Below are 23,830 nucleotides of genomic sequence, written 5' to 3' on the forward strand. Positions count from 1 at the left end.
GGTACCATGAGTCGCATTAGCACATATGACTGATCAGGCTAGAGTTCGTTTCGCGCCGAGTCCGACCGGCTCGCCGCATATAGGGAGTGTACGTACCGCCATCTATGACTGGCTGTATGCCAAACACACCGGAGGCAAGTTCATCCTCCGCGTCGAGGACACCGACCGCGCGCGTTTCGTGCCCGGCTCGACTGAGGAGATCATGGAGAGCCTCCGCTGGCTCGGCATCGAGGTGGACGAGGGCCCCGGCGTCGGCGGCCCCTTAGGCCCGTACCTCCAGACGGAGCGCATCGGCATCTACGAGAAGCACGCCCGGCAGCTCATTGATGAGGGCAAGGCCTACTACTGCTTCTGCACATCCGAGCGGCTCGACGAGATGCGCAAGGCCCAGGAGGCCGCCAAGCTGCCGACCGGGTACGACCGCCTATGCCTTGATCTGCCGACTGAGGAATGTGCGCGTAAACTGGGTGAGGGCATCCCAGCCGTAGTCCGGTTCAAGGTCCCTCAGGAGGGGATCACAACCTTCCACGACGTTGTGCGTGGCGACATCTCTTTCGAGAACCGGCTGATCGACGACTTCGTCATCATGAAGTCCGACGGCTATCCGACATACCAGTTCGCCAGCGTGGTAGATGATCATCTGATGGAGATCACGCACGTCATCCGCGGCGAGGAGTGGATATCGAGCACCCCGAAGCACGTCCTGGAGTACCAGGCGTTCGGATGGGATATGCCGGTGTTTGCACACGCCCCGCTGCTCGTCGGCCCGGACCGTGCCAAGCTCGGCAAGCGGCACGGCTCTGTGAGGTTCATGGACTTCATCGAGCAGGGGTTCGTCCGCGAGGCGATCATCAACTTCGTCACGCTACTGGGCTGGACGCCGGGCTCGGACGACGAGATCTTCTCGGTTGACGAACTGATTGAGAAGTTCACCCTGGAGGGCATCGTCAACCATCCGGTTGTCTTCGACCGGGAGAAGATGACCTGGATGAACGGCGTCTACATCCGTGCGATGGACGTCGTATGGCTCGCCGACCTCTGCCTGCCGTACCTGCAGAAGTCCGGCCTTGTGCCGGAGGATCCGACGACGGAGTGCATCGAGTACGTCCGCAAGGTAGTTGCTCTCGGCCAGGACCGGCTGAAGCTCCTCTCAGAGATCGTCGAGCTGGTGGACTTCTTCTTCCTCGAGGAGCCGCCCTACGACGAGAAGGGCGTGAGCAAGTGGCTTCGGAAGGACTACGCATCCGGGTTCCTGTCAGAGCTCGTCCCAGCGTTGGAGGGTCTCTCGGATTTCACCGTCGAGGCGCTTGACGAGTGCGTCCGCAAGGTCGGCGAGGAGATCGGCCAGTCCGGCGGCGCGATCATACACCCGATCCGCATGGCTGTCACCGGCCGCATGGTCGGCCCCGGCCTCTTCCAGACGATGTCGGTCCTCGGCAGGGACCGCGTCCTCTTCCGGCTGAAGCGCACCATCGAACTGCTGGCGTCGGTCTAGCGCTAGGGCTTGCACCCGATATTCTTAATCTGTCCGAGGCTTCTGACAGGTGAGACGGATTTAGCTCCCACAAAGGATTTCACCCTCTTCTGCCGAATCTAACCGCAGCCAGGACACGCCTCAGCGCCGGCTCTATCCCCGATGCGGAGATACACGCAGTCTATGAAACCCAGGTGCAAAACCATGCTCATCAGAATCGCCGAGATACTGCTCATGACCGGAGCTATCGCCGTTCCGCTCGCGACCAGTGTTGTGGCCGCGCAGGAACACCCCGGCCTGTACCTGACCCGGACGGATATCGAACGCGCCAGGCTCAACATCGAACGGTTCCCCTGGGCAAAGGCGACCTTCGACGGGATCAAGGCCGAGGCCGACAAGTGGACCGCCATGTCTCCCGAAGAGCTTCGGGCGCTGATTCCGCCTCAGAAGGCGGAGTACGCCTACGGGTTCGCCGGCTGCCCGGAGTGTCACTCAGCATGGACGCTGTGGGGCAACGGCGGAATCTGCGACTTCAGCAAGCCGCGGTCGGTTACATGCCCGAAGTGCAAGCGCACCTTCCCCGATGAGGTGCATCCCGACGGTGGCGACGGCTGGAAGGATCCGGCGGACGGCAAGATGTACTACTTCGTCGGGTGTTACAACTCGTACGTGGCACAGACGATCACTCTCAGGGCCTTGGACGCGCTCTCGAACGCCTACGCGATCACCGGCGACGAGAAGTACGCCCGGTCCGCGGCGGCTCTCTTCGACGCCCTGGCATACGTCTACCCGACCTGTACCACCGGCTCGATAGACTACCCCGGCGCTCCCGGCGGGCGGTTCGAGCGGACCCTCTATCAGGTGGCTCGCGTCCAGGTGTTCTTCGCACGATATTACGATCTTCTCTACAACAGCCCCGCGATGTCACTGAAGTCGGCATACGGCGACATCCCGATCGGACAGCATGTCGAGGACAACATCCTTCGCAACGGGTCGGCTTACTGCATGGAACACCTGCGAACGGGCAAGAACGGTCTAACCAACGGCGCGGCCGATTTCCTCCGCGGAGTTGTGTGCGTCGGCCTGGTGCTCGGCATCCCGGAGTACATCGCCTACAGCCTCAGCGGGCCGTACTGCATCTTCAACTTCCTGGGAAACAACCTCGACCGGGACGGCCAGTACTACGAGACCTCCGCGGGCTACTCGAGCCACGCGCTCAACTTGTACGTGGACATGGCCGAGATGCTGATCAACCATCGCAGCGAGAAGCATCCGAAGGGCATCAACCTCTATGAGCACCCCAAGCTCTCCCGTGCGATCGTATACAGCCACCTGGACATTCTTTGTGCCGGACACAGCCCCCGATACGGAGACTGGGCGCCGGACACGACTAAGCTGGAGACGGACGGCTTCTCTGTCGAGGCCTATGCAGGCGCCGAGAGGCTCTTCAGGCGAGCGCAGACACCGGAGGCTCGCATGAAGTGGGCGAGCATCCTGAACTCGCTGTGCCCCGACGGCGTAGAGCTGGTCAGGACCGACGGACCTGCCTTTCTCAGGACCTGGTTGCTCTACCATGGCGAGCCGGTGCCGACGGATGCGTCCGGTGGCGGCTATGACTTCGACCGGTCCGCTGTGATGGACAGCAAGGGCATGGTCGCCCTGCGTTCGGACCACGGGGTCAACGGCCGTGCCGCGTTCATGCGTTACGGTCCGTCGGTATGCCACGGGCATCGGGACGATCTGAACCTCAACTTCTTCGCCCTGGGCCGGGAGTTGACTTACGACCTCGGGTATTCGCTCGGCAGCGCCCACGTCCAGACCGGGTGGGCCAAGCAGACGGCGAGCCATAACCTAGTAGTGGTGAACGAGAAGTCGCAGATTACCGGGCGAACAGGCGGTAGTCTGCATCTCTTCGCGGAGTCCGACGCGGCGCGGGTAACGGAAGTTTCCTCGGAAGGCTCGTACGAAGGCGAGGGCGTCTCACTCTACCGACGCACTCTGGCCCTGATTGACAGCGGTGACAAGCAATCATACCTGGTGGACATCTTTCGCGTGCGAGGAGGAGACCAGCACGACCTCATCTGGCATGCTCTTGGCGAGGAGATGCGCGTCGAGGGTGTCGATTTGGGCGACGTGGAAGAGGGCAGCCTCGCGGGTCCGGACATCGAGTGGGGCAGCAGGATCGGCACCGACGGCGACGTCATCGGCGAGGTCGCACGAGGGCCGTACTGGACGCCTCCGCCCGGGAACGGCTACGGCTTCCTGTACGATGTCAGGCGCGGCAGCGTCAACGGGCAGTTCGCCGCCACGTGGGACGTCGCCCCGAGCGCCGGCGAGTCGTTGCGCATCGATATGCTCCCGTTCGGCGACGCCGAACTGATCACGGCGCGGGGCCCGGGTATTCTGCTCTCACTGCCTCACGCGAGGTATGCCATCCTGCGCCGGAAGGGCGAAGCCCTCGATTCCGCGTTCGCCAGTGTGCTTCAGCCGGTCCAGTCGGAGAACCCGGTGAAATCCGTGCTCCGTCTCGACGTCGGCGCCGACTCCTCGTCGGCCGTCGGGGTGGCGGTCAACCTGATGGATGGGCGCACGGACTACATCCTCTCGACGATTGACGGCTCGAATACCCATGAGTTCACTGGCGCAGGTCGTATGGCCACGAGGGGCCGGTTCGCCTTCGTGCGCTTGCAGGATGGCAATCCGCGCAGGATGCTTCTGACCGCCTCGCGTTCCGTCTCAGCCGCGGATTGGGAACTCTCCGCCGAGCGGGCATCATACTGGGGTACGGCGGATCAGGTGGACTACGAGGACTGCACGATCACGACGTCGCGCGTGCTTCCCACAGACGGGTCGCTGGTCGGTCGGAAGGTGTACGTCAACCGGAAGTCCTATACGCACAAGTCGTGCTTCGGTATAAGAGCGATCGAGCAAGCCGGAGGCCGGTATGTCGTTCATCTTGACACCGATACACTTGAGCTCGGCCGGGGGTACGTCGCCGCTGAAGACAAACCGGGCCTTCGCGAACTGCGGAATGTCGTTCCGCTCGAAAGAGGCACCTCCTGTCAGTACACCAATACCGGCTTCTTCAACGGCAAGCCGGTCGTCGCGAATGACGGGACGGCTGCCGCGATACTCGACGTTATGGCAGGCGACGGGAAGAAAACGATCCTGGTCCCTGATCCTGCGCGCTTCGGCAAGGACCAGGGGCTGATAATCTACGAGATTCAGCCCGGCGACACGTTCGAGATTCCGACCGCGCTCGACATTGCGATTGACGGTTCGACCGCCCTGGCAGACTGCACCTGCGGGGCGAAGCTTCGTCTTGGAGACAAGACGTATGAACTGAACCGCGGCGTTACGACCCTGGCGCTCCGCTGATGATTCGCCGAGCCGCGGCCGCGAACTTCGCGGCGATCGCCGCTGTTTGAGCTTCGCGTTCCCTGGGTAGTAAAGGTGTATACCTGTCGCAGTTCCACGATCAGTTCCTAACGACGGGCCGGGCATACCGGTTCGGTCGAGCATGCGGTTTCATTCTGACGGAGGCTTCTCCGGCCCGATGTGCTCGGGGTGGGGTCGCGCTGTGCAGAGGGAGGTTCGGTCATGGACGATACGCTGGCAGTCCGCGTCGTGAAGGATGCCGGAAAGACGGTGCTCAAGCTGTCGGGAGACCTCGATTCATATACCAGTTCACAACTGTCGAAGTTCGATGAGGAGTGGCTGAGTGACGTCTCGGAACTCGTCGTCAACATGAACGGACTCGACTACATTGACAGCACCGGCCTTAGTGCCATGGTGACTCTGTGGACAAGATGCCGCGACAGGAAGATTCCGATGAGCATCTACTGCAGGAACCCCAGAGTCTACAGGGTCTTCGAGATAACAGGTCTGCTGAACCTGTTCACATTTGTCGCCGACGGCCCGGTCATCCCGGTCGATCAGGCAGTAGCTCCGAGGTTGAAGAAGGTGCGCGGACAGACGGTTCCGGCACCGGATAAGCCGGGAACGCATCCTTCCTGAGGTTCATCGGCACGAACACCGAGCGGCGGCACTCTCCCCGCCGTCGCTCGAGGGTCAGGTTCCCCGGCGTAGAGATCCCAATCCCAAAACAGTGGATGCCGTGGTATAATGGGGCGCGGCCGCCGCTCGACGATTTCGTTCGCCTCGGAGCTGGCGCTCGCGCGTTACTTTCCCGGAAGGAGACTGATACAAGGTATGTTTGCGGTCATCATGGCAGGAGGGGGAGGGACCAGGTTGTGGCCGACGTCTCGCGAGAGCTACCCCAAACAGATGCATGCGCTTGCCGGCGATAAGCCGCTAGTTCAGGAGACGGTTGATCGCCTCGGCGATATCGTCGGTAGCGAGAACGTCTACATCATAACTAACACTCACCATGCCCAGCTCATTCGCAACCTGATGCCTGCGTGTTGCGATCGGGTGCTCATTGACCCGTTCCGTCGGGATACTGCTCCATGTGTCGGCCTGGCCGCGACCTACCTGAGCCTGAACGATCCGAACGCCGTCATGGGCATATTTGCCGCAGATCACTTCATCGGCGATGCGGGGGAGTTCAGCCGCATCGTGCGGGCGGCGGAGGGCCTAGCCGCGCAGGGGCACGTCGTAACGATCGGAATCAAACCGACGGAGCCCGCCACCGGGTACGGCTACATCGAGCTCGACAAGTCGTTCGGAACTGTCGGCGGCCTCGAGGTTTTCTACTCGAAGCGGTTCGCCGAGAAGCCCGACCCGGACACCGCGCGCGAGTACTTCCGCAGCGGCCGTTACATGTGGAACAGCGGAATCTTCTTCTGGAGCATCCCGACGATTCTCGGTCTCTTCGAGAAGCACCTTCCGCAAGTCTACAAGCGGCTGATGCGAATCCGCGACTCAGTCGGGACCGATTCCGAGCAGGATGTTCTCCTTCACGAGTACGACGGCATGCAGCGAATATCGGTGGACTACGGCATCATGGAGAAGCTAGATGAGATTCTGGTCATCCCGGGGGAGTTTGGCTGGAACGACGTCGGCAGTTGGACGACGGTATACGAGCTATCGCCGAGCGATGCGAACGGGAACAGCGTCAAGGGTACGCATCTCGGCGTCGACACCAGGAACTCGCTCATCATCGGCCAGGAAGGGAAGGTCGTCGCTACCATAGGCGTCGAGGACCTGATCATCGTGGACACAGATGGGGCGCTTCTCGTATGCCGCAGGGATCGCGCGCAGGACGTGAAGAAGATCGTGGACACACTGAAAGACCTCGATATGGAGGACTACCTCTGAGGGCATGGCGGGCGGAAGAGGCATAGTCCAGGTCTACACGGGAGACGGCAAGGGCAAGACGACGGCTGCCTGGGGGCAGGTGCTTCGGGGCGTCGGGCGCGGCCGTCGAGTCGCCGTCGTGCGGTTCATGAAGCCCAATCCGTCGGGCGAGGACATAGCCGCCGGGGAGTGCCTACCGGGCGTCAGCATTTTCGGCGAGACTTCACCCTACGACCCGACCGAGGATCAGCGCGCCTCGCCGATCCTGCGTGCCGAGAGCAGAGGCAACTTCGAGGAAGCAGCCCGTCTGATCGCTTCGGGCGAGTACGATCTGGTAGTCCTGGACGAGTTGAACATCGTGCTGCACTACGAGTTTCTCGCCGCCGAAGAGGTTCTGCCCGCGCTGGCAGACAGGCCGGGGTCTCTGGACGTCGTCATCACCGGCAGATACGCTCCCGATTGGCTCATCTCGGCGGCGGACCTGGTAACAGAGATGGTGGAGTTGAAGCATCCCGCCGACGCGGGAGCCCCTCCCCGCCCGGGAATCGAGTTCTGATCGCGCGGCGCCGTCGAAAGGAAGGCGAGCAATGACCGGCAGAGAGAGATTCTTGGCCGCCCTGCGGCGAGAGCAGCCGGACAGGGTCCCGGTCTGGGAACTGATCATCAACGAGCCGACTCTATCCGGGATCTACGGCGACATCGGTTACTTCGCGCTGGCCGAGAAGCTCGGGCTAGACGCGGTGACCGTGTTCGAGGACCAGCGTTTTGTCGAACAGGGCGGAGAAATCGTTGCCGACGAGTACGGCATATCATGGGGCAGGGAGCCCTGCGGGGTCCTTTACCCGGTCGGCGGGCCGATCAAGTCCCAGTCCGACCTCGACTCCTACCGGCCGCCCGATCCCCATGCCGACCACCGGCTGGCCCGGGTCCGTAAGGCTGTCCGGCGGTTCAAGGGCGAGAAGGCGGTGGTCTTCTGCTGCCACGAGGGGTTCGAGTTTTCGCACTACCTCTACGGCATGGACAACCTGTTGATGGCCTACGTCGAGAATCCGGAGTTCGCTCACCGCCTGTCGCGTATGGTCGTTGACTACAAGAAGACGGTCCTCAACCTGGCGATGGACGAAGGCATAGATGCGGCAGTAGCCGGCGACGACTATGCGTTCCGGACCGCGCCCCTGATGTCCCCGGCCTTCTTCGAGGAGTTCGTCGTACCCTATATGAGGGAGATGGTCGAGGCGGCTCACGCCCGCGGAATCCCATATATCAAGCACACCGACGGCAACATCTGGCCGATTCTGGATCTGATCGTCGGCACCGGAGTTGACGCCGTTGACCCGCTCGAACCCGTCGCCGGCATGGACATCGGCGAGGTGAAGGCAAAGTACGGCGATCGCGTGGCGGTTGTGGGCAACGTGGACTGCGGTATGCTCCTTCCATACGGCACGAAGGATCAGGTCGTGGAGGCCGTCAAGGAGACGATCGCGAAGGGGTCCCCCGGTGGAGGACACGTGATCGCCTCCAGCAACTCGATCCACCCGGGCGTCAAGCCGGAGAACTATCGCACGATGGTCGAAGCAGCCCGTGAGTTCGGCGTCTATCCTCTGGACGAGGCGATGGTCGCCGAGTACCGCGAGCGCAGTTACATCGCTTCATTGGCTTAGAGGCCGGTGAAGTGCTATAATCCCCGGTGAGATTTCAAGGGAGTGTGCTGCTATGACTCAACTTCTTAGCATCTGCAAGAGTAAGATACACAGGGCGACGGTCACCGAGGCCGACCTCAACTACATAGGCAGCATCACGATTGACTCCGACCTGATGGAGCGCTCCGGCATCCGCAAAGGTGAGTTGGTCCAGGTCTGGAATGTGGCGAACGGCAATCGGTTTGAGACCTATGCGCTTCCGGGGCCGAAGCGATCCGGTATCATCTGTATAAACGGAGCCGCCGCGCATCTGGCCGACGTCGGCGACAAAGTGATCATAGTCTCCTTTGTTCTGACTGATGAGGAGATCACCCCCCGGTGGATTCTCGTTGACGAACAAAACAAGTTCTTGCGGAATGTGTGAGGCTGAGGGATGACGAAGGCACGGCGGTGAGTTTCGAACTCACGCAGGTATTGGCCGGTGTCGCTTCAGCGTGGTGCCGGAGGTCGGACTCGAACCGACACGGGGTTGCCCCCACTGGTTTTTGAGACCAGCGCGTCTACCATTCCGCCACTCCGGCAATGGTGGCATTATAGCCACCGCCACGCCGCATGTCAATCGGGAGGATGTCATGAGCACGCGAGCCAAACGCATCATCCTTGTGGTCGCGATAGTCGCGTTCCTCTTGCTGCTGCTGCTGTTTATGATGGGGGCCGCGATAGCGGTGGGTCTGGCCTCTCTGGGCTCTCAAGCAGGATTCGGCGAAAAGATCGCGCTGATTCACGTCGAGGGAGTGATGACCGCAGGCCGGGGGTCGGGTGGCGTTTTCGGCGATCAGGTCGCGGGCTCGGAGCGAATCGTCTCGATGCTCGAGAAGGCTCGGAAGGACAAGTCGGTCAAGGCCGTGGTCATCCGCGTGAACAGCCCTGGGGGGAGCCCTTCCGCCGCGCAGGAGATCTACGCTCAGATCAACCGCCTGCGGGCTCACGGCAAGCGGGTCACAGTCTCGATGGGCGACGTCGCCGCCTCGGCCGCCTACTACATCTCCTGCGCCGGCGACCGCATCTACGCGGACCCGGCGACCATGACCGGTAGCATCGGGGTCATCATGCAGACTGCCGAGTTGCACGAGCTCTGGAAGAAGATCGGCGTGGACATGGGCGCACTGACCACCGGCAAGTACAAAGACATCGGCAGCCCGAACCGCCCGATGCGGCCCGACGAGAAGGAGCTTCTCCAGGGCATGCTTGCGGACATATATGATCAGTTCGTTGCCGACGTGGCCAAGGGGCGGAAGCTCGATAGAGGGTACGTCAGGGATCTTGCGGACGGGCGCGTATTCACCGGCCGTCAGGCGCAGAAGCTGAAACTGGTGGACAAGGTCGGCGGGCTTCAGGATGCTCTTCGGGCCGCCGCGAATGATGCCGGGATTGCGGGGGAGTTTCAGGTCGTCCAGTATGATACCGGAGGGCTGATGGACCTGCTCCTCGGTACCCCTTCGGGCGTTGCGGGGACAGGCGAGAGCCATTCCGGCCTCGAATCGCTGGCCCGGAAGCTTCTGCTGACGGACAGAGTCATGAAGCTGCGGTAGCGCGGCTCAGCCGCAAGCATCCCCGGTCCGACGGAGAGGAGTCGTCATGCCCCGTACCCGCCGCAGAGTCGTCGTGGTAGACGGAAACAGCCTGCTCTACAGGGCGTTCTTCGCGATGCCCGGATTCTCCACGCTCGACAACCAACCGACGAACGCCGTCTACGGCTTCACGATGATGCTCCTCAAGCTCGTTCAGGACGAGAGCCCGGACGTCCTGCTGGTAGCCTTCGATGCCCCCGCCAAGACCTTTAGACACGAGGCATTTGATCAGTACAAGGCCCACAGAAAGCCGACCCCCGATGACCTCAGGTCCCAGGCGCCCCTGGCTCGCGAGATGGTTGATGCCTTCAACGCGCCGATCCTGGAGGTCCCGGGTTTCGAAGCGGACGATCTGGTCGGGACTGTGGCGAGGACGGCCGAGGCCGAGGGTTACGATGTTCTCATCGTCACCGGCGATCTCGACACCCTGCAACTCGTCGACGACCACGTCAGCGTCCTGACGACCGTCAAGGGTGTCAGCGAGACAGTAACGTACGACTCGAAGGCTGTGTGTGAGCGCTACGGCCTCAGACCGGACCAACTCGTTGACTTCAAGGCCCTGAAGGGCGATGCCTCGGACAACATCCCCGGCGTTCCCGGCATCGGCGACAAGTCAGCCACAAAGCTGATCCAGGAGTATGGCAGTCTCGACAACGTCCTCGCGCATATTGATGAGATCGCGGATTCGCGCGCCCGAAACGCGCTCAAGGCAGCGCCCGAGATGGCGGAGCAGTCGCGGCACCTCGCCAGGATCGTTACGGACGTGCCGCTCGACCTGGACCTGGAGGCCTGCGGCTATCGCGGACCGGACTTCGACAGTCTGCGCGACCTGTTCAAGAGGCTGGAGTTCAAGTCGCTGCTCCGACGGCTGCCTGATGATTCCTTGACCGACTCGCAGCAGTCGCTGTTCTCGCCGGCCGAGCGCCCGACGCAGTACGTGGACGTTCGCGATCCCAGAGCCCTCGGCGATCTGCTCGACAGGATTCGGGAGGCGGGGGCGCTCGTCCTCAGGATCAATACTTCGTCCGCGCACCCGGTCAGCGCCGAGCCGCTGGGAGCGGGAATCTCCGTCGAGGGTTCGGGATCGTACTATGTCGAGTTCGGCTCATCCGGGCTGTCGCTCGATGATCTGCGGCCCGTGCTAGAGTCAACGAAGATTCGGACGCTGGCTCACAACCTGAAGCACGAAATCCAACTGCTCGCGGCGGCCGGAATCGAGCTTGCCGGGCCAAGGGACGACGTCATGCTCTCCGCCTACCTGCTGAACGCGGGCAGGGGATCGCACTCTCTTGCGGATGTTGCCCTCGATTATCTCGGTGTCGAACTGCCGGCGCGCGACCCGCGGACCGGCAGGATTCCAGCGCCGGGAGGGGAGTGGATGACTGCGCAGTGGTTCTCCGCCCAGGCGGATGTCATACGGCGATCGGCCCCCCTCCTGACCGAGAAGCTCGATCGTGAGGGGTTGGCGAGCCTCTACGCCGAGATCGAGATGCCGCTGGTGCCGATCCTGGCGGACATGGAACTGTCCGGCGTCGTCGTGGACCAGGCGTGGCTCGGCGCGCTCTCCCGGAAATTGGAGCACGGCATCAACCGGCTCGAAGTTGAGATCCATCGGCTGGCCGGCATGGAGTTCAACATCGGCTCGTCTAAGCAGTTGCAGGAAGTCCTGTATGATAGGCTGGGTCTGCAGGCCGGCAAGAAGACCAAAACCGGCTACTCGACCGACGCCGAGACCCTGGCCATGCTTGCTCCGACGCACGAGATCGTCGAGAAGGTACTCGAGTATCGCGAACTGACCAAACTGAAGTCAACCTACGCCGACTCTCTGCCGAAGCTCGTGAACGAGCGTACCGGCAGGATACACACCACGCTCAACCAGGCGATCACGTCTACCGGCAGGCTCTCGAGCAGTGATCCGAACCTGCAGAACATCCCTATAAAGTCCGAGGCGGGCCGGGAAATACGCAGGGCGTTCGTTGCCTCCGAGGGCAACCTCTTGGTGTCCGCCGACTATTCCCAGATTGACCTCCGCATACTCGCGCATGTCAGCAGGGATCCCGAGCTGCTGAAGGCATATCAGGACGGCCGCGACATCCACGCGCGTACTGCGACGGGGTTGTTCGGCGTGAGTGAGGATGAGGTTACCCCGGACATGCGCAGATTGGCCAAGACGGTCAACTTCTCGGTGATATACGGCAAGACGGATTACGGCCTCTCCCGCTCTCTCAATATCCCCACAGGTGTTGCGAGGGAGTACATCGAGAGCTACTTCCGCCAGTATCCGGGAGTCAAGGCGTATTCGGCCGACATAGTCGCCCGCGCCCGCGAGGCCGGCTATGTGGAGACGCTCCTCGGACGCCGCAGGTATCTGCCGGAACTGAGCAGCCCCAACCGCACCTATCGCGAGTTTGCCGAGCGAGCGGCCGCCAACATGCCGATTCAGGGCACCGCCGCCGACATCATGAAACTGGCGATGATCTCGGTCTACCGGCGGCTGGGTGAGGAAGGCTTCTCCGCCCGGATGGTACTTCAGGTTCATGACGAACTCGTATTCGATGCGCCCGAAGCCGAAACCGAGCGCCTTGCTGTGATGGTGCGTCAGGCCATGGAGCACGCCTTCGAACTCGACGTTCCGCTGGAGGTCGAGGTCAAGGTCGGGCCGGACTGGTGCTCCGCTCTTCCCGTATCCGCCGCCGACGCCGAAGTCGTTCCGGATTGAGGCCGTGCCCCGCATTTGATGCCCGACGCGCATTGTGGTAGAATACACCATCTCCAAGGTCGCTGGTGTGCGGGCATGATACCGGAACTTGCCATGGCGGGAAAACTTGTGTTGGCCGCAGTAATGGGCGGTGCAGTCGGCTGGGAACGCGAGGTTCACGAGCGCCCGGCCGGCCTGCGAACGCACGTCCTGGTCTGCATGGGCTCCGCCCTGATCACTCTGGTTTCGCTCTCCTTCTCCCCGCCGAACGATCCGGGCAGGATCGCCGCTCAGATAGTCAGCGGAATAGGTTTCCTGGGCGCCGGCACGATTCTTCGACAGGGAAGCATCGTGCGGGGACTGACCACCGCCGCAAGTCTGTGGACCGTCGCGGGCATCGGCATGGCCGTTGCAGTCGGGGGCCAGTTCCTCTTGCTCTCCGTTTTCGCCACTCTGATCGTTTTCCTGACTCTGTCCAGCATGAGCAGGTTCGAGTACGTGCTGGGCATGAAGAACCTGCGGGACCTGATGCTGGAGGTCCCTGCGGGCAACCTTCACTCGCTCACCTCGATCCTGCGCCTTCTGATGGAGCACGGGATCACGATTCGTTCCATCAAGACCGAGGACGCCCCGGAACATGACAGGAAGATCGTACGGATGAAGGTGTCGGTACCGAGACGGTCTGCCGAACGAACGGTGAGCATGCTGCTGGCGGATCATGCCGACGTCACGCAGTTTGAATGGTTGTAGCGGGAGTCGAACGCGCCAAAAAAGGACTTGCATCCGTGTTCGCAGTATGATATACTCATCTCGGTTTAGGCCGGGTTTATTGGCAAAGAGTGGGTAAATCACCCACTCTTTTCCGTTGATGTACCTGCACGGGCGGCCCGGAAGGACATATCATGAACGGGGATTTCATCGAAGCGCTGCGCGCGATAGAAAAAGAGAAGGAGATACCCTTCGAGGTTCTCCTGGAGACCATCGAATCAGCGCTGGTCACGGCTTACAAGAAGCACTATGCCATCACGAGCGACATAAACGTGCGCGTCGAGTCCGGCAAGGGCTCTTTTCATGTCTTCTGCCAGAAGGCGGTGGTCGAGGACGTGGACAACCAGCATGCTGAGATAGCCCTGCCCGACGCCAGGAAGCACAATGCGTCCGCCGCGATAGGCGACTTCATCGAGGTCGAGGTCACGCCCGAGAACTTCGGGCGGATTGCCGCGCAGACCGCTCGACAAGTGGTTGTCCAGCGCCTGAGGGAAGCGGAACGCGAGAAGATATTCGAGGAGTACAGCGATCACGTCGGCGAAGTGATGACCGGCACGGTCCAGCGGCAGGAACAGCGAAACGTGTACGTCAACATGGGCAAGGTTGAAGCCCTCTTGCCGGCCAACGAGCAGGTGCCCACGGAGCCCTATCGCTTCAACGATCGGATAAAGATTTACGTGCTCGAGGTGCGCCGTACACCGAAGGGCCCGCAGGTGATCGTCTCCAGGACTCACCCGAGCCTGATCCGCCGCCTGTTCGAACTCGAAGTGCCGGAGATTCACGACGGTATCGTCGAGATCAAGTCGGTCGCCCGCGAGCCTGGCGCGCGCTCAAAGATAGCCGTCTCTTCGAATGATGATCTCGTCGATCCGGTGGGTGCGTGCGTCGGTCACAGGGGAAGCAGGGTTCAGGCCGTCGTCAACGAGCTCTACGACGAGAAGATTGACATAGTCCGCTGGAACGACGACAACGCCAAGTTCATCGCCGAGTCCCTGAGTCCGGCCAAGGTCGTATCGGTGGAAACCGACGAATCGAGCAAGAGCGCATTCGTAGTCGTTCCGGACAACCAGCTCTCGCTAGCAATAGGGAAGTCCGGGCAGAACGTGCGGTTGGCGGCGAGGCTCACCGGGTGGCGGATAGACATCCGAAGCGAGCTTCAGATCGCGAAAGCTGCTCTCACCGCCGACGTCGAGGACGAACCCGAGTCTGCGGAAGCTGTTGCGGACGTGGGCGAGATTGAGTCGGTCGGCGAGGCAGCAGTCCTGGTCGAGGAAGTGCCGGAAGAGACGGTCGCGCCATCCGACGGCGAGGCGGAAATCGTCGCCGAGGTCGAGAGCGCGCCGGCCAAAAAGCGCAAGGCGCCCGCGAAGAAGAAGAAAGCCGAGGAGGCCGCACCGGTCGAGGAACCGGCGGATGCCGGCGAGACAGCGATAGAAGAATCAGAAGCATCGCTCGCACAGGTTGGCGAAGCTGCCGAAGATGAGACAACGTAAGGTTCCGATTCGAACCTGTGTGGGCTGCAGAAGTGCCGGAGGAAAGAGGGGACTCATCCGAATCGTTCGGACTCCCACCGGCGAAGCTTCGGTTGATCCCACCGGGAGGATGCCGGGGCGTGGTGCGTACATATGTCCTGGTACTGAGTGCCTGCGCAAGGCAATGAAGGGGAACAAGCTATCTCGGGCTCTTCGAGTTGAGATCCCGGAAGAGTTGGTCAGACAGATCGAGCAAATAGTGGAGCAAGGGTCGTCAGATATGGATACCTAAACCATCGGACTCATTTCGGCCATAGTGCGTGACCGCACGGTGCGGCATCTGCCGCGTCGAAAACAGGCTCCAGTTGATCTAAAGTCGGGCTGTGCATAGTTGAGGACAAGCATGCTGTGCGGGGCCCGTCGTGTCAGCAAGGAAGAGGTGACGGCAACAATGGCAAACGTGCGAGTGTACGAACTAGCGAAAGAGCTGGGTATGAGCAATCATGACCTGCTCGCGAAGCTGGCCGAAATGGGAGTCGAAGTCAAGAGCCACTCCAGCTCTCTGGCGCCCGAGGTGGCCGACAAGGCCAGGGCGGATTTGGCCGAGAAGAGCAAAACCCCCGCGAAGAAGAAGCCGGCGAGAGCGCCCGCAGAGCCCGCTCCTGAAGCCGATTCCCCGGAGAAAGCCGCCCCCTCCCCTGAAGACGCTCCTTCGGAAGAAGCAGAGGTCGTCGAACCAACCGCTCCCCCAGAAGAAGCTCAGCCCGCCGAGGAGGAAGCCGCGCCTCCGGGAGTGAAACGAGTCGAGCTTCCCGCCCAGGTCACCGTCAGGCAGCTTGCGGAACTGCTGGATGTGACTACCGCAGATGTGCAGAAGACCCTCGTCAAGCAGGGCACACTGGTCGCCGTCAGTCAGAAAATCCCGCCGGATCTGGTCCGCAAGGTGGTCGAACACCTTGGTTTTGAGGTCAGCGTTCAAGAGCCTCCAATACCGGAGGAGCCGAAGCCAAAGAAGGAACCCAAACCGGCGCCGATAGTCCACAAGCTCGCCAAACCCGTCAGGCATGGCAAGCCGCTTCCGCGCCCGCCCATTGTCACGATCCTTGGGCACGTTGACCACGGCAAGACCACGCTGCTGGACGCCATCCGTCAGACGAACGTCACCGAGCAAGAGTTCGGGGGCATCACCCAGCATATCGGCGCGTACCAGGTGACGCTTGACGACAAGAAGATCACTTTCCTGGACACGCCGGGCCACGAAGCTTTTACCGCCATGCGCGCTCGCGGCGCCCAGGTTACCGACATCGCCGTCCTGATCGTTGCCGCCGACGATGGAGTCATGCCGCAGACCATCGAGGCCATCAACCACGCCAAGGACGCCAAAGTCCACATCATCGCCGCTATCAACAAGGTTGACAAGGCCGACGCCAATGTTGACAGGACCAAACAGCAGCTCGCGGAGCACGGGCTAGTCATCGAACAGTGGGGCGGCGACATCGTCTCGGTGGACATGTCCGCCAAGGAAAAACAGGGCATAGATGAGCTGCTCGAGATGATAGCGCTCATCGCGGAAATGGCCGAACTGAAGGCCGATCCTACAGGCCCGGCAGTCGGCTCCGTCATTGAGGCTGAGTTGGACAAGGGCAAAGGGCCCGTTGCCACCGTGCTGGTTTCAGAGGGCACCCTCAAAGTCGGCGACGCCGTCGTGGTCGGTGAGGCATACGGCAAGATCAAGGCAATGCTCGATGACCGCGGTAACCGAGTGACCAAGGCCGGGCCGGCGACTCCCGTCGAGATAATCGGACTTTCAAGCGTCCCATCGGCTGGTGACAACATGGACGTGGTGAAGAACGAGAAGGAAGCCCGCCAGATCGCCCAGGAGCGATCCAGCGATACGCGCGAGGGCAGGCTCGACTCAGAGTCCCGCGTGAGCCTCGCCGACCTCTATCGCCAGATTCGCGAAGGGGTGGTCAAGGACCTCAACGTCGTGCTGAAGACTGATGTCCAGGGTTCTGAAGAGGCTATCGCGCAGTCACTTGAGAAGCTCTCTGATGAAGAGGTCAGGGTGAACCTGATCCACAGCGGTGTGGGCAATATCGGAGAGGGTGACGTGTTGCTGGCATCGGCCTCCAACGCGGTCGTAGTCGGGTTCAACGTCAAGATCGACCCGAACGCCAGGAAGACGGCCGAGGTCGAGAGAGTTGACATCCGCACATACAACGTCATATACGAGTTGCTCGAGGATGTGGAAGGCGCGATGCTCGGACTGCTCGAGCCGGTTCTCGAGGAGACCGTGATGGGCCACGCGGAGGTGCGCGCGACGTTCAAGGTTCCTCGCGGCGTAGTTGCAGGATGCTATGTGACCGACGGAAAGGCGACCCGCAACTCCGAGGCCAGGCTCCAGCGGGGTGGAGAAGTGATATTCACCGGCAAGGTTGCATCGCTCAGGCACGTCAAAGAGGACGTGCGGGAGATGGCCGCCGGTTTCGAATGCGGCATCGTCCTGGAAGGGTTCAACGACTTCCAGGAAGGTGACGTCATCGAGATGTTCTCAGTCCAGGAAGTCGCCCGCCGCCGACGCCAGGCAACGTAGATTCCCGGGTGTACTCGCATGGTAGTCGGAGTAATCACTCTTGACTTGCAGGTAACCGACAGCCAGTCGCTCAAGGACAAGCGGCAGGTGATCAAGAGCCTGCTCGACGGCATCAGGCACAAGTTCAACGTGTCCGCCGCCGAACTGGGCGCTCTCGATTCCTGGCAGCGTTCGGTGATCGGCGCATCCTGCATCAGCAATGAGCAGTCCGCAGCCAACACCGTCCTCAACCACGTGCTGGCCATGATAGAGCGAAACCCCAGGGTCGTCGTCGAAAACGTTTCGGTGGACTTCCTCTAGGCGCGGCGCCGCGAGATCGGTACGTGATATGTCAACGAGGCAGGAAAAGGTAAGGGAGTTTCTCAAGGTCGAGGTTAGCAGGATCATTCAGACCCGGATGAGGGACCCCCGACTCGGATTCGTGACCGTGACCGACGCCGAGGTCTCCAAGGATTTGCGCCACGCCAAGATCTTCGTCAGCGTGCTGGGCAGCGAGGAGGAGCGGGATCGGAGCCTCGCCACGCTGCAGAGTGCGGCAGGTTTCATCCGCGGCGAGTTCGGCAAGCACTCGTCCATGAAGGTGCTTCCGGAGATATCCTTTCGTTTCGACACCTCGGTCGAGCACGGCTCACGCATCTTCGAACTTCTGCAGCAAGTGAAGCATGAACCAGACGAGCCGCAAGGCGACAGCAGTAGCTGAGACCATCAGTAGGAACGCAGGCTTCCTGATCGCCGGCCACGTCAAGCCGGACGGTGACTCGCTCGGATGCATGTGCGCCCTCGGCCTCGGACTGCGCTCACTGGGCAAGCGAGTCACGATGCTGAGTCCCGAAGGTGTCCCTGGTATCTACGCGTTTCTTCCCGGTACTGACGGCATCGTCACATCATTGCCCGAAGGCGACGCCTCTGAAGTTGCCGTCATCGTGGACTGTGAAGGCCCGGATCGGTTAGGCGACGCGCGGGATGCGGTTCTGCGTTGTTCCGCAGTCGTTCGGATTGACCACCACCCCGGCGGGGACTTGGATGCCCCTCTCTCGCTGGTGGACACCGAATCGGCCTCGACGGCCGAGGTCCTGCTGACCGTACTGCGTGCCGTTGGAGTCAAGACAACGCCCGAGATTGCCACCTGCCTGCTGACCGCCATCGTCACCGATACCGGCTCGTTCCGATTCAGCAACGTCCGCGCCGCCACTCTCAGGACCGCCGCCGATCTGGTGGAAGCCGGCGCTTCTCTGCACGAGATTGCATATCACGTCTACGACACGCGTACCTATTCTAGCGTCAGACTGCTCGGACTGGTGCTTTCGACGGTCCGGACCGCGTCGGATGGTCGGATCGCGTACGCGCGGGTGACGCGGGAGCACCTGGCGGCGGCGCAGGCGGCGGACGCGGATACCGAGGGTATCGTCAACTACGTCAAGGGTGTTCTCGGCGCGGATGTCGGGCTTCTCTTCCGTGAGGCCCCTGACAACACGATCCGCGTGAGCCTTCGGTGCCGCGACGGCCTAGACGTGAGCCGGGTTGCGCGGATGTTCGGCGGCGGCGGACATACGGTCGCCGCAGGATGTACCATCGAGACGCCCCTCGACGAAGCGGAGCGTCTCGTGATCGGTGCGGTGCGGGCATGCATGGGCTTCTGAACGTCAACAAACCTCCCGGGCCGACGTCTCACGATGTCGTCGCACGCGTCAGGCGCATCTCGGGCGCAACCAGAGTGGGCCACGCTGGCACGCTCGATCCGCCGGCATGCGGGGTGCTTCTGGTCTGTCTTGGTTGCGCGACCCGGATTATCGAGTATCTGGTGGATTGGCGGAAGTCATACCGGGTGGCTGCGGTCTTCGGAGTCGAAACGGATACCGAGGACGCCAGTGGAAAGATCACCCGGGAAGGAGACGCCTCGCCCGTGACCGCGCATCTGATTGAGTCCACGGTGGAGGGATTCGTCGGCCGGATCAGTCAGATCCCCCCGATGGTGTCGGCCGTTCATCACGAGGGCAGGCGGCTCTACGAGCTGGCTCGCGCAGGTAAGACGGTCGAAAGAGAGGCGCGGCAGGTCGAGGTCTATGCAATCCGGCTCGTGGACTTTGCGCCGGGAGAGCGGCCGGTCGCGGTTCTCGATGTCGAATGTTCCAAGGGCACATACATCCGGACGCTCTGTGCGGATATCGGCGCCGCGCTCGGCTGCGGTGCCCACGTGTCTGCGCTGGAGCGCACTTCCGTAGGATGCTTCAGGGTCGAGGATGCTCTTTCTCTCGATGCGATCGAGGAACTATCTGCAGCCGGTCGGATCGAGGAGTCCGTGCACTCCATTGATGACGTGCTTGCCGATATGCCGATAGCGTACCTGTCCGAAGATCAGGCGATCAAGGTTGTTCACGGCGTGGAGATTCCGGCAGACGAAGTCTCGGCTCTGCCCGTTACAGGGTCTGTTGTGAGGATACACGACCCGACGGGGCGGCTTCTTGGCATGGGCATCGTCCGTCTGAGAGATAACATCCCGATGCTCAAACCAGAGAAGATGTTCGGAGGGAGTAACACCTAGTCTTCATCCTGGGCGCAGCAAGAGATAGAGCGCCGCCCAATCCTGTACGGCACTTGGGACTCTGGAGTTCGTACTGCTATGGAGACCATCTGGGGCCTTGACAAACTGCATACGCAAGCGGAGCGATCCGTTCTGGCGATCGGCGTGTTCGATGGCGTCCACCTCGGCCACCAGGCGATTATGCGCGCGGTGCGCGAGTCGGCGCTTCGCCACAAAGCCTGCGCCGTGGTCGTCACTTTCGACCGTCTTCCCGAGGAGACGGCGCGCATGGACTCGGCTCCCCCGTACATAACCACCATTCGGCAGAAGATGGCCCTGATCGCCCATCAGGGGCTCGACCGCGCTCTCGTTCTCGAAGCCGACCGGAAACTGCTCTCGGTGCCCGCCGAGGAGTTCGTCCGCGACGTTTTGTGGGAGAAACTGCAGGCGGCTGAAGTTGTGGTCGGGCAGAGCTTCGCATTCGGTCGGGGCAGGGCGGGCAATGTCGAACTCCTCCGTCGGATGGGCGCCGGCCTCGGGTTCGAAGTCACGGTCGTGCCGCCCATGCTGGTCGGCGAGTCTATCGTGAGCAGCACCGCAATCAGGCGAATGGTGGCAGAGGGCGACGTGGAGACTGCCGCCTCGTTCCTTGGCAGGCCCTTTGCGCTGGACGGACGGGTCGTTCCGGGGAAGGGACTCGGCCGCAAGCTGGGCTTCCCGACCGCGAATACCGAGCCTCTGGGGCGTCAGATCATCCCCGCCAACGGCGTCTATGCGGTCGAGGTGGCGGTCCGGGGCATCCGCGCCGGAGGAGCGGCGAGCATCGGCACCAGGCCGACACTCGATAACGGTCGCAGGAGCATCGAAGTATACATCATCGGCTTCTCTGACGAGATATACGGCGAGGAGATCGAGGTGTCGTTCCGCCATAGACTGCGGGGCGAGATCAGATTCCCCAATGCCGAGAGTCTGGTCGAGCAGATTCGCCGCGACGTAGATCGTGCGGGAGCGCTGCTCAGTCCCTGATTAGACAGCATTTGACACCTACAGGAATGTGTGCTAGACTGTCATGACGTTGGGCTGTAAGGTCGCCCGGTAACCCTGACCGTGGAGCCGTAGACAAGAGACTGCAGATGCCCTGAATATCTTCAGTCTTCTGTCTATAGTTCCCCCAGGTGTCTCCATCAGCGGCCTGCATGCGCGATGCCTACTAGTATCATGAGGAGTTAACGCGCAAATGACTCTGCAGAAAGATGAGAAGACCACCATCATAGTGGACTACAGTACGCATGAGGGTGATACCGGCTCTCCGGAAGTGCAGGTGGCGCTGCTGACCGCAAGGATCAACCAGCTCACCGAGCATCTGAAGATGCACAAGAAGGATCACCACTCAAGGCGGGGTCTCTTGATGATGGTCGGCCAGCGGCGCAGGCTGCTGAACTATCTCAGCAAGAAGGACATCGAGCGCTACCGTGCGGTCGTTGCACGTCTTGGCCTGAGAAGATAGGAGACAGAAAACTAAATGATTGAACAGGTAGAAATGGAGGTCGGCGGTCGCAAGCTGACGATCCAGACAGGCGAACTCGCCAAGCAGGCGGATGGTTCGGTTCTGGTCACCATGGGCGACACGCATGTCCTCGCTACTGCTACGATGAGCGCCACCCCGCGAGCGGGCGTGGACTTCTTCCCCCTCTCCTGCGACTACGAAGAGCGCAAGTACGCGGTCGGCAAGATTCCCGGAGGATTCGTCAAGCGGGGAGGCCGTCCGTCTGAGAAGGCCATCACGACTTCGAGGTTGATCGACCGCCCACTTCGTCCGCTTTTCCCCGATGGAATGCGGCATGAGGTTCAGGTTATCGCCATTCCCTTGTCGTTTGACCGCGACATTCCTGGCGACGTCCTCGCCATCACCGGCGCTTCGGCGGCTCTGAGCATCTCCCGCATTCCCTTTGCAGGACCGATTGCTGCAGTTCGGATGGCCAGGATCGAGGGTGAGTGGGTGATCAACCCGTCGCTTGAGTCCCTTGCGGACTCCGATCTCAACATGGTCGTTGCGGGCACCCGCGACACCGTCACGACTGTGGACGCCGATGCAAAGGGCGTGACCGAGGACGAAGTCATCGAGGCCGTGCGGATTGCCCACGACGAAATCAGGCGCATCTGCGAACTTCAGGACGAACTCGTCAAGAAGGTCGGTCAGCCGAAGGCTGAGGTCGAACTGCATAAGATAGATGAGGAACTACTCCAGGCGGTACGCGATGCCGCCGGTCAGGAGATCATGGACGCCATCCAGCAGCCGGAGAAGGCGGCACGTGAAGAGGGAATAAGGCTCCTGAACAAGGAGATCGTTGACCGAATGGCGCCGGATTACCCTGAGCGCGAGAGTGAACTCGCTGAGGCCGTGGACAAGATCGTGAAGCAGGCCGTCCGCACGCTGATATTTGAGAAGAACCAGCGCCCGGACGGGCGTCGTCCCGATGAGGTCAGACCGATAAGTTGCAGGGTCGGACTGCTGCCGCGGGTACATGGATCGGGGCTCTTCACCAGAGGCCAGACCCAGGCGCTGACTACGCTCACTCTGGGCGCGCTGGACGATGCGCAGATGGTGGACACCCTGGAGGAGGACGGCTACAAGCGCTACATGCACTTCTACAACTTCCTCCCGTTCAGCACCGGCGAAACCAAGATGATGCGCGGGCCGGGGAGGCGCGAGGTAGGTCACGGTGTGCTGGCGGAGAAGGCTCTCACGCCGATGATCCCGCCGCAGGAGGAGTTTCCATACGCCCTTCTGCTTACATCCGAGATTCTGGAGTCGAACGGTTCGAGCTCGATGGCGAGCGTGTGCGGAAGCACTCTCGCCCTGATGGACGCCGGCGTCAAACTCAAGGCACCCGTGGCGGGCGCAGCGATGGGCCTCATGAGCGATGGCGACAAGTACGTTATCCTTAGCGACATCATGGGCATGGAGGACTTCTCCGGCGACATGGACTTCAAGGTCGCAGGCACTGCTGACGGCATCACGGCGATCCAGATGGACACCAAGATAGAGGGAATCTCTATGGACGTCGTTCGTGACGCCCTGGCTCAGGCCAGGAATGCCCGGCTGCACATCCTCGGGGAGATGATGAAGGCCATATCCGAGCCGCGTGAGGAGATGTCGCCGTATGCGCCCAGGGTTCTCATAATCGAGATTCATCCGGAGAAGATCGGTGATGTGATCGGCCCGGGTGGGAAGGTCATCAAGAAGATCGAGGCCGAGACCGGGGCGAGCATCAGCATCGAGCAGGACGGCCATGTGTATATCACCGCCGTGGACAAGGCCGGTGGTGAGGCTGCCTACAAGATGGTGGACGACATCACGCGCGACGTCAGGCCCGGCGAGACCTACGTCGGTACCGTTACCCGGACGATGCCGTTCGGAGCGTTCGTCGAGATCCTTCCGGGTCGCGAGGGCCTGGTGCACATTTCGGAGCTGGCGCCGCACCGCGTCGAGAGGACCGAGGATATCTGCAAGGTCGGAGACGAACTTCTGGTCAAGGTCATCGAGCTGAATCCGCAGGGCAAGATAAGCCTGACTCGCAAGGGATGTACCGAGCAGGGCGGTGAGACCGGTCAGGGTCAGGATCGTCCTCGTGGCGGAGACGGCGGTCGGAGAGACGATCACCGCAGGGGCGATGGACGACATGACGGTCCTCGCAGGGAGCCTCAGGCGGAGTCCGACGATTCGGGCATGCCCAGGGCAACGTTCCGCCCTAAGAGATAAACGAACCTCTG

20 protein-coding genes and 1 tRNA gene are annotated in these 23,830 nt (G+C 61.6%); 20 read left to right on the top strand and 1 reads right to left on the bottom strand.

Going from position 1 to position 23,830, the window contains the following annotated elements; translation table 11 throughout:
- Positions 1 to 25: 25 nt before the first annotated feature.
- The 7 genes from KBC96_02675 to KBC96_02705 all read left to right on the top strand — a co-directional run bounded on the left by KBC96_02675 (position 26) and on the right by KBC96_02705 (position 8,797).
- The gene (locus KBC96_02675; protein MBP6963290.1) at positions 26 to 1,495 is read left to right on the top strand and encodes a glutamate--tRNA ligase; all 1,470 of its coding nucleotides are present in this window, start codon (positions 26 to 28) and stop codon (positions 1,493 to 1,495) included.
- 183 nt (positions 1,496 to 1,678) lie between these two features.
- Positions 1,679 to 4,852 carry a heparinase II/III family protein gene (locus tag KBC96_02680; protein MBP6963291.1) on the top strand — a complete coding sequence of 1,058 codons (3,174 nt, stop codon included), beginning with the start codon at positions 1,679 to 1,681 and terminating at the stop codon, positions 4,850 to 4,852.
- A gap of 222 nt (positions 4,853 to 5,074) precedes the next feature.
- The gene (locus KBC96_02685; protein ID MBP6963292.1) at positions 5,075 to 5,491 is read left to right on the top strand and encodes an STAS domain-containing protein; all 417 of its coding nucleotides are present in this window, start codon (positions 5,075 to 5,077) and stop codon (positions 5,489 to 5,491) included.
- Positions 5,492 to 5,725: 234 nt separating this feature from the next.
- On the top strand, positions 5,726 to 6,754 hold the full coding sequence (locus tag KBC96_02690) for a mannose-1-phosphate guanylyltransferase (protein ID MBP6963293.1): 1,029 nt from the start codon (positions 5,726 to 5,728) through the stop codon (positions 6,752 to 6,754).
- A 4-nt stretch (positions 6,755 to 6,758) separates the two neighbouring features.
- Positions 6,759 to 7,289, top strand: a complete 531-nt coding sequence (locus KBC96_02695; protein MBP6963294.1) for a cob(I)yrinic acid a,c-diamide adenosyltransferase — start codon at positions 6,759 to 6,761, stop codon at positions 7,287 to 7,289.
- Positions 7,290 to 7,320: 31 nt separating this feature from the next.
- Complete coding sequence (locus KBC96_02700) at positions 7,321 to 8,394, top strand: hypothetical protein (protein ID MBP6963295.1); 1,074 nt, start codon at positions 7,321 to 7,323, stop codon at positions 8,392 to 8,394.
- 52 nt (positions 8,395 to 8,446) lie between these two features.
- Positions 8,447 to 8,797 carry an aspartate 1-decarboxylase gene (locus KBC96_02705; GenBank protein MBP6963296.1) on the top strand — a complete coding sequence of 117 codons (351 nt, stop codon included), beginning with the start codon at positions 8,447 to 8,449 and terminating at the stop codon, positions 8,795 to 8,797.
- Between the two features lie 71 nt (positions 8,798 to 8,868).
- On the opposite strand, the gene KBC96_02710 is transcribed toward KBC96_02705, so the two are convergent.
- Positions 8,869 to 8,954: transfer RNA gene (locus KBC96_02710), tRNA-Leu, on the bottom strand.
- Positions 8,955 to 9,005: 51 nt separating this feature from the next.
- Between KBC96_02710 and sppA the strand changes: the two genes are divergently transcribed.
- From sppA to KBC96_02775, 13 genes are all read left to right on the top strand, one after another.
- Positions 9,006 to 9,965, top strand: a complete 960-nt coding sequence (gene sppA / locus KBC96_02715; GenBank protein MBP6963297.1) for a signal peptide peptidase SppA — start codon at positions 9,006 to 9,008, stop codon at positions 9,963 to 9,965.
- Between the two features lie 46 nt (positions 9,966 to 10,011).
- A complete protein-coding gene (gene polA / locus KBC96_02720) occupies positions 10,012 to 12,723 on the top strand; it encodes a DNA polymerase I (GenBank protein MBP6963298.1) in 2,712 nt (903 codons plus the stop codon).
- A gap of 75 nt (positions 12,724 to 12,798) precedes the next feature.
- Positions 12,799 to 13,452 (top strand): MgtC/SapB family protein, encoded by a 654-nt coding sequence (locus KBC96_02725; protein MBP6963299.1) that lies wholly within the window; start codon positions 12,799 to 12,801, stop codon positions 13,450 to 13,452.
- 152 nt (positions 13,453 to 13,604) lie between these two features.
- The gene (gene nusA, locus KBC96_02730) at positions 13,605 to 14,963 is read left to right on the top strand and encodes a transcription termination/antitermination protein NusA (GenBank protein MBP6963300.1); all 1,359 of its coding nucleotides are present in this window, start codon (positions 13,605 to 13,607) and stop codon (positions 14,961 to 14,963) included.
- Positions 14,941 to 15,234: a YlxR family protein gene (locus KBC96_02735; protein MBP6963301.1), complete on the top strand. Its 294-nt coding sequence runs from the start codon at positions 14,941 to 14,943 to the stop codon at positions 15,232 to 15,234. The genes nusA and KBC96_02735 overlap by 23 nt, the downstream gene beginning before the upstream one ends.
- 159 nt (positions 15,235 to 15,393) lie before the next feature.
- Complete coding sequence (gene infB, locus KBC96_02740; GenBank protein ID MBP6963302.1) at positions 15,394 to 17,535, top strand: translation initiation factor IF-2; 2,142 nt, start codon at positions 15,394 to 15,396, stop codon at positions 17,533 to 17,535.
- An 18-nt stretch (positions 17,536 to 17,553) separates the two neighbouring features.
- Complete coding sequence (locus KBC96_02745; GenBank protein MBP6963303.1) at positions 17,554 to 17,835, top strand: DUF503 domain-containing protein; 282 nt, start codon at positions 17,554 to 17,556, stop codon at positions 17,833 to 17,835.
- Between the two features lie 28 nt (positions 17,836 to 17,863).
- Entirely contained in the window at positions 17,864 to 18,235 is a 372-nt protein-coding gene (rbfA, locus tag KBC96_02750) for a 30S ribosome-binding factor RbfA (GenBank protein ID MBP6963304.1), read from the top strand.
- Positions 18,198 to 19,175: a bifunctional oligoribonuclease/PAP phosphatase NrnA gene (locus KBC96_02755; protein MBP6963305.1), complete on the top strand. Its 978-nt coding sequence runs from the start codon at positions 18,198 to 18,200 to the stop codon at positions 19,173 to 19,175. The genes rbfA and KBC96_02755 overlap by 38 nt, the downstream gene beginning before the upstream one ends.
- Complete coding sequence (truB, locus tag KBC96_02760) at positions 19,160 to 20,077, top strand: tRNA pseudouridine(55) synthase TruB (protein MBP6963306.1); 918 nt, start codon at positions 19,160 to 19,162, stop codon at positions 20,075 to 20,077. The genes KBC96_02755 and truB overlap by 16 nt, the downstream gene beginning before the upstream one ends.
- A 78-nt stretch (positions 20,078 to 20,155) precedes the next feature.
- Positions 20,156 to 21,082 (top strand): bifunctional riboflavin kinase/FAD synthetase, encoded by a 927-nt coding sequence (locus tag KBC96_02765; GenBank protein ID MBP6963307.1) that lies wholly within the window; start codon positions 20,156 to 20,158, stop codon positions 21,080 to 21,082.
- Between the two features lie 211 nt (positions 21,083 to 21,293).
- The gene (gene rpsO, locus KBC96_02770) at positions 21,294 to 21,563 is read left to right on the top strand and encodes a 30S ribosomal protein S15 (GenBank protein MBP6963308.1); all 270 of its coding nucleotides are present in this window, start codon (positions 21,294 to 21,296) and stop codon (positions 21,561 to 21,563) included.
- Between the two features lie 15 nt (positions 21,564 to 21,578).
- Entirely contained in the window at positions 21,579 to 23,819 is a 2,241-nt protein-coding gene (locus KBC96_02775; protein ID MBP6963309.1) for a polyribonucleotide nucleotidyltransferase, read from the top strand.
- Positions 23,820 to 23,830: the final 11 nt, after the last annotated feature.

This window comes from Armatimonadota bacterium (genome assembly GCA_017993055.1).
Classification (GTDB): domain Bacteria; phylum Armatimonadota; class UBA5829; order DTJY01; family DTJY01; genus JAGONM01.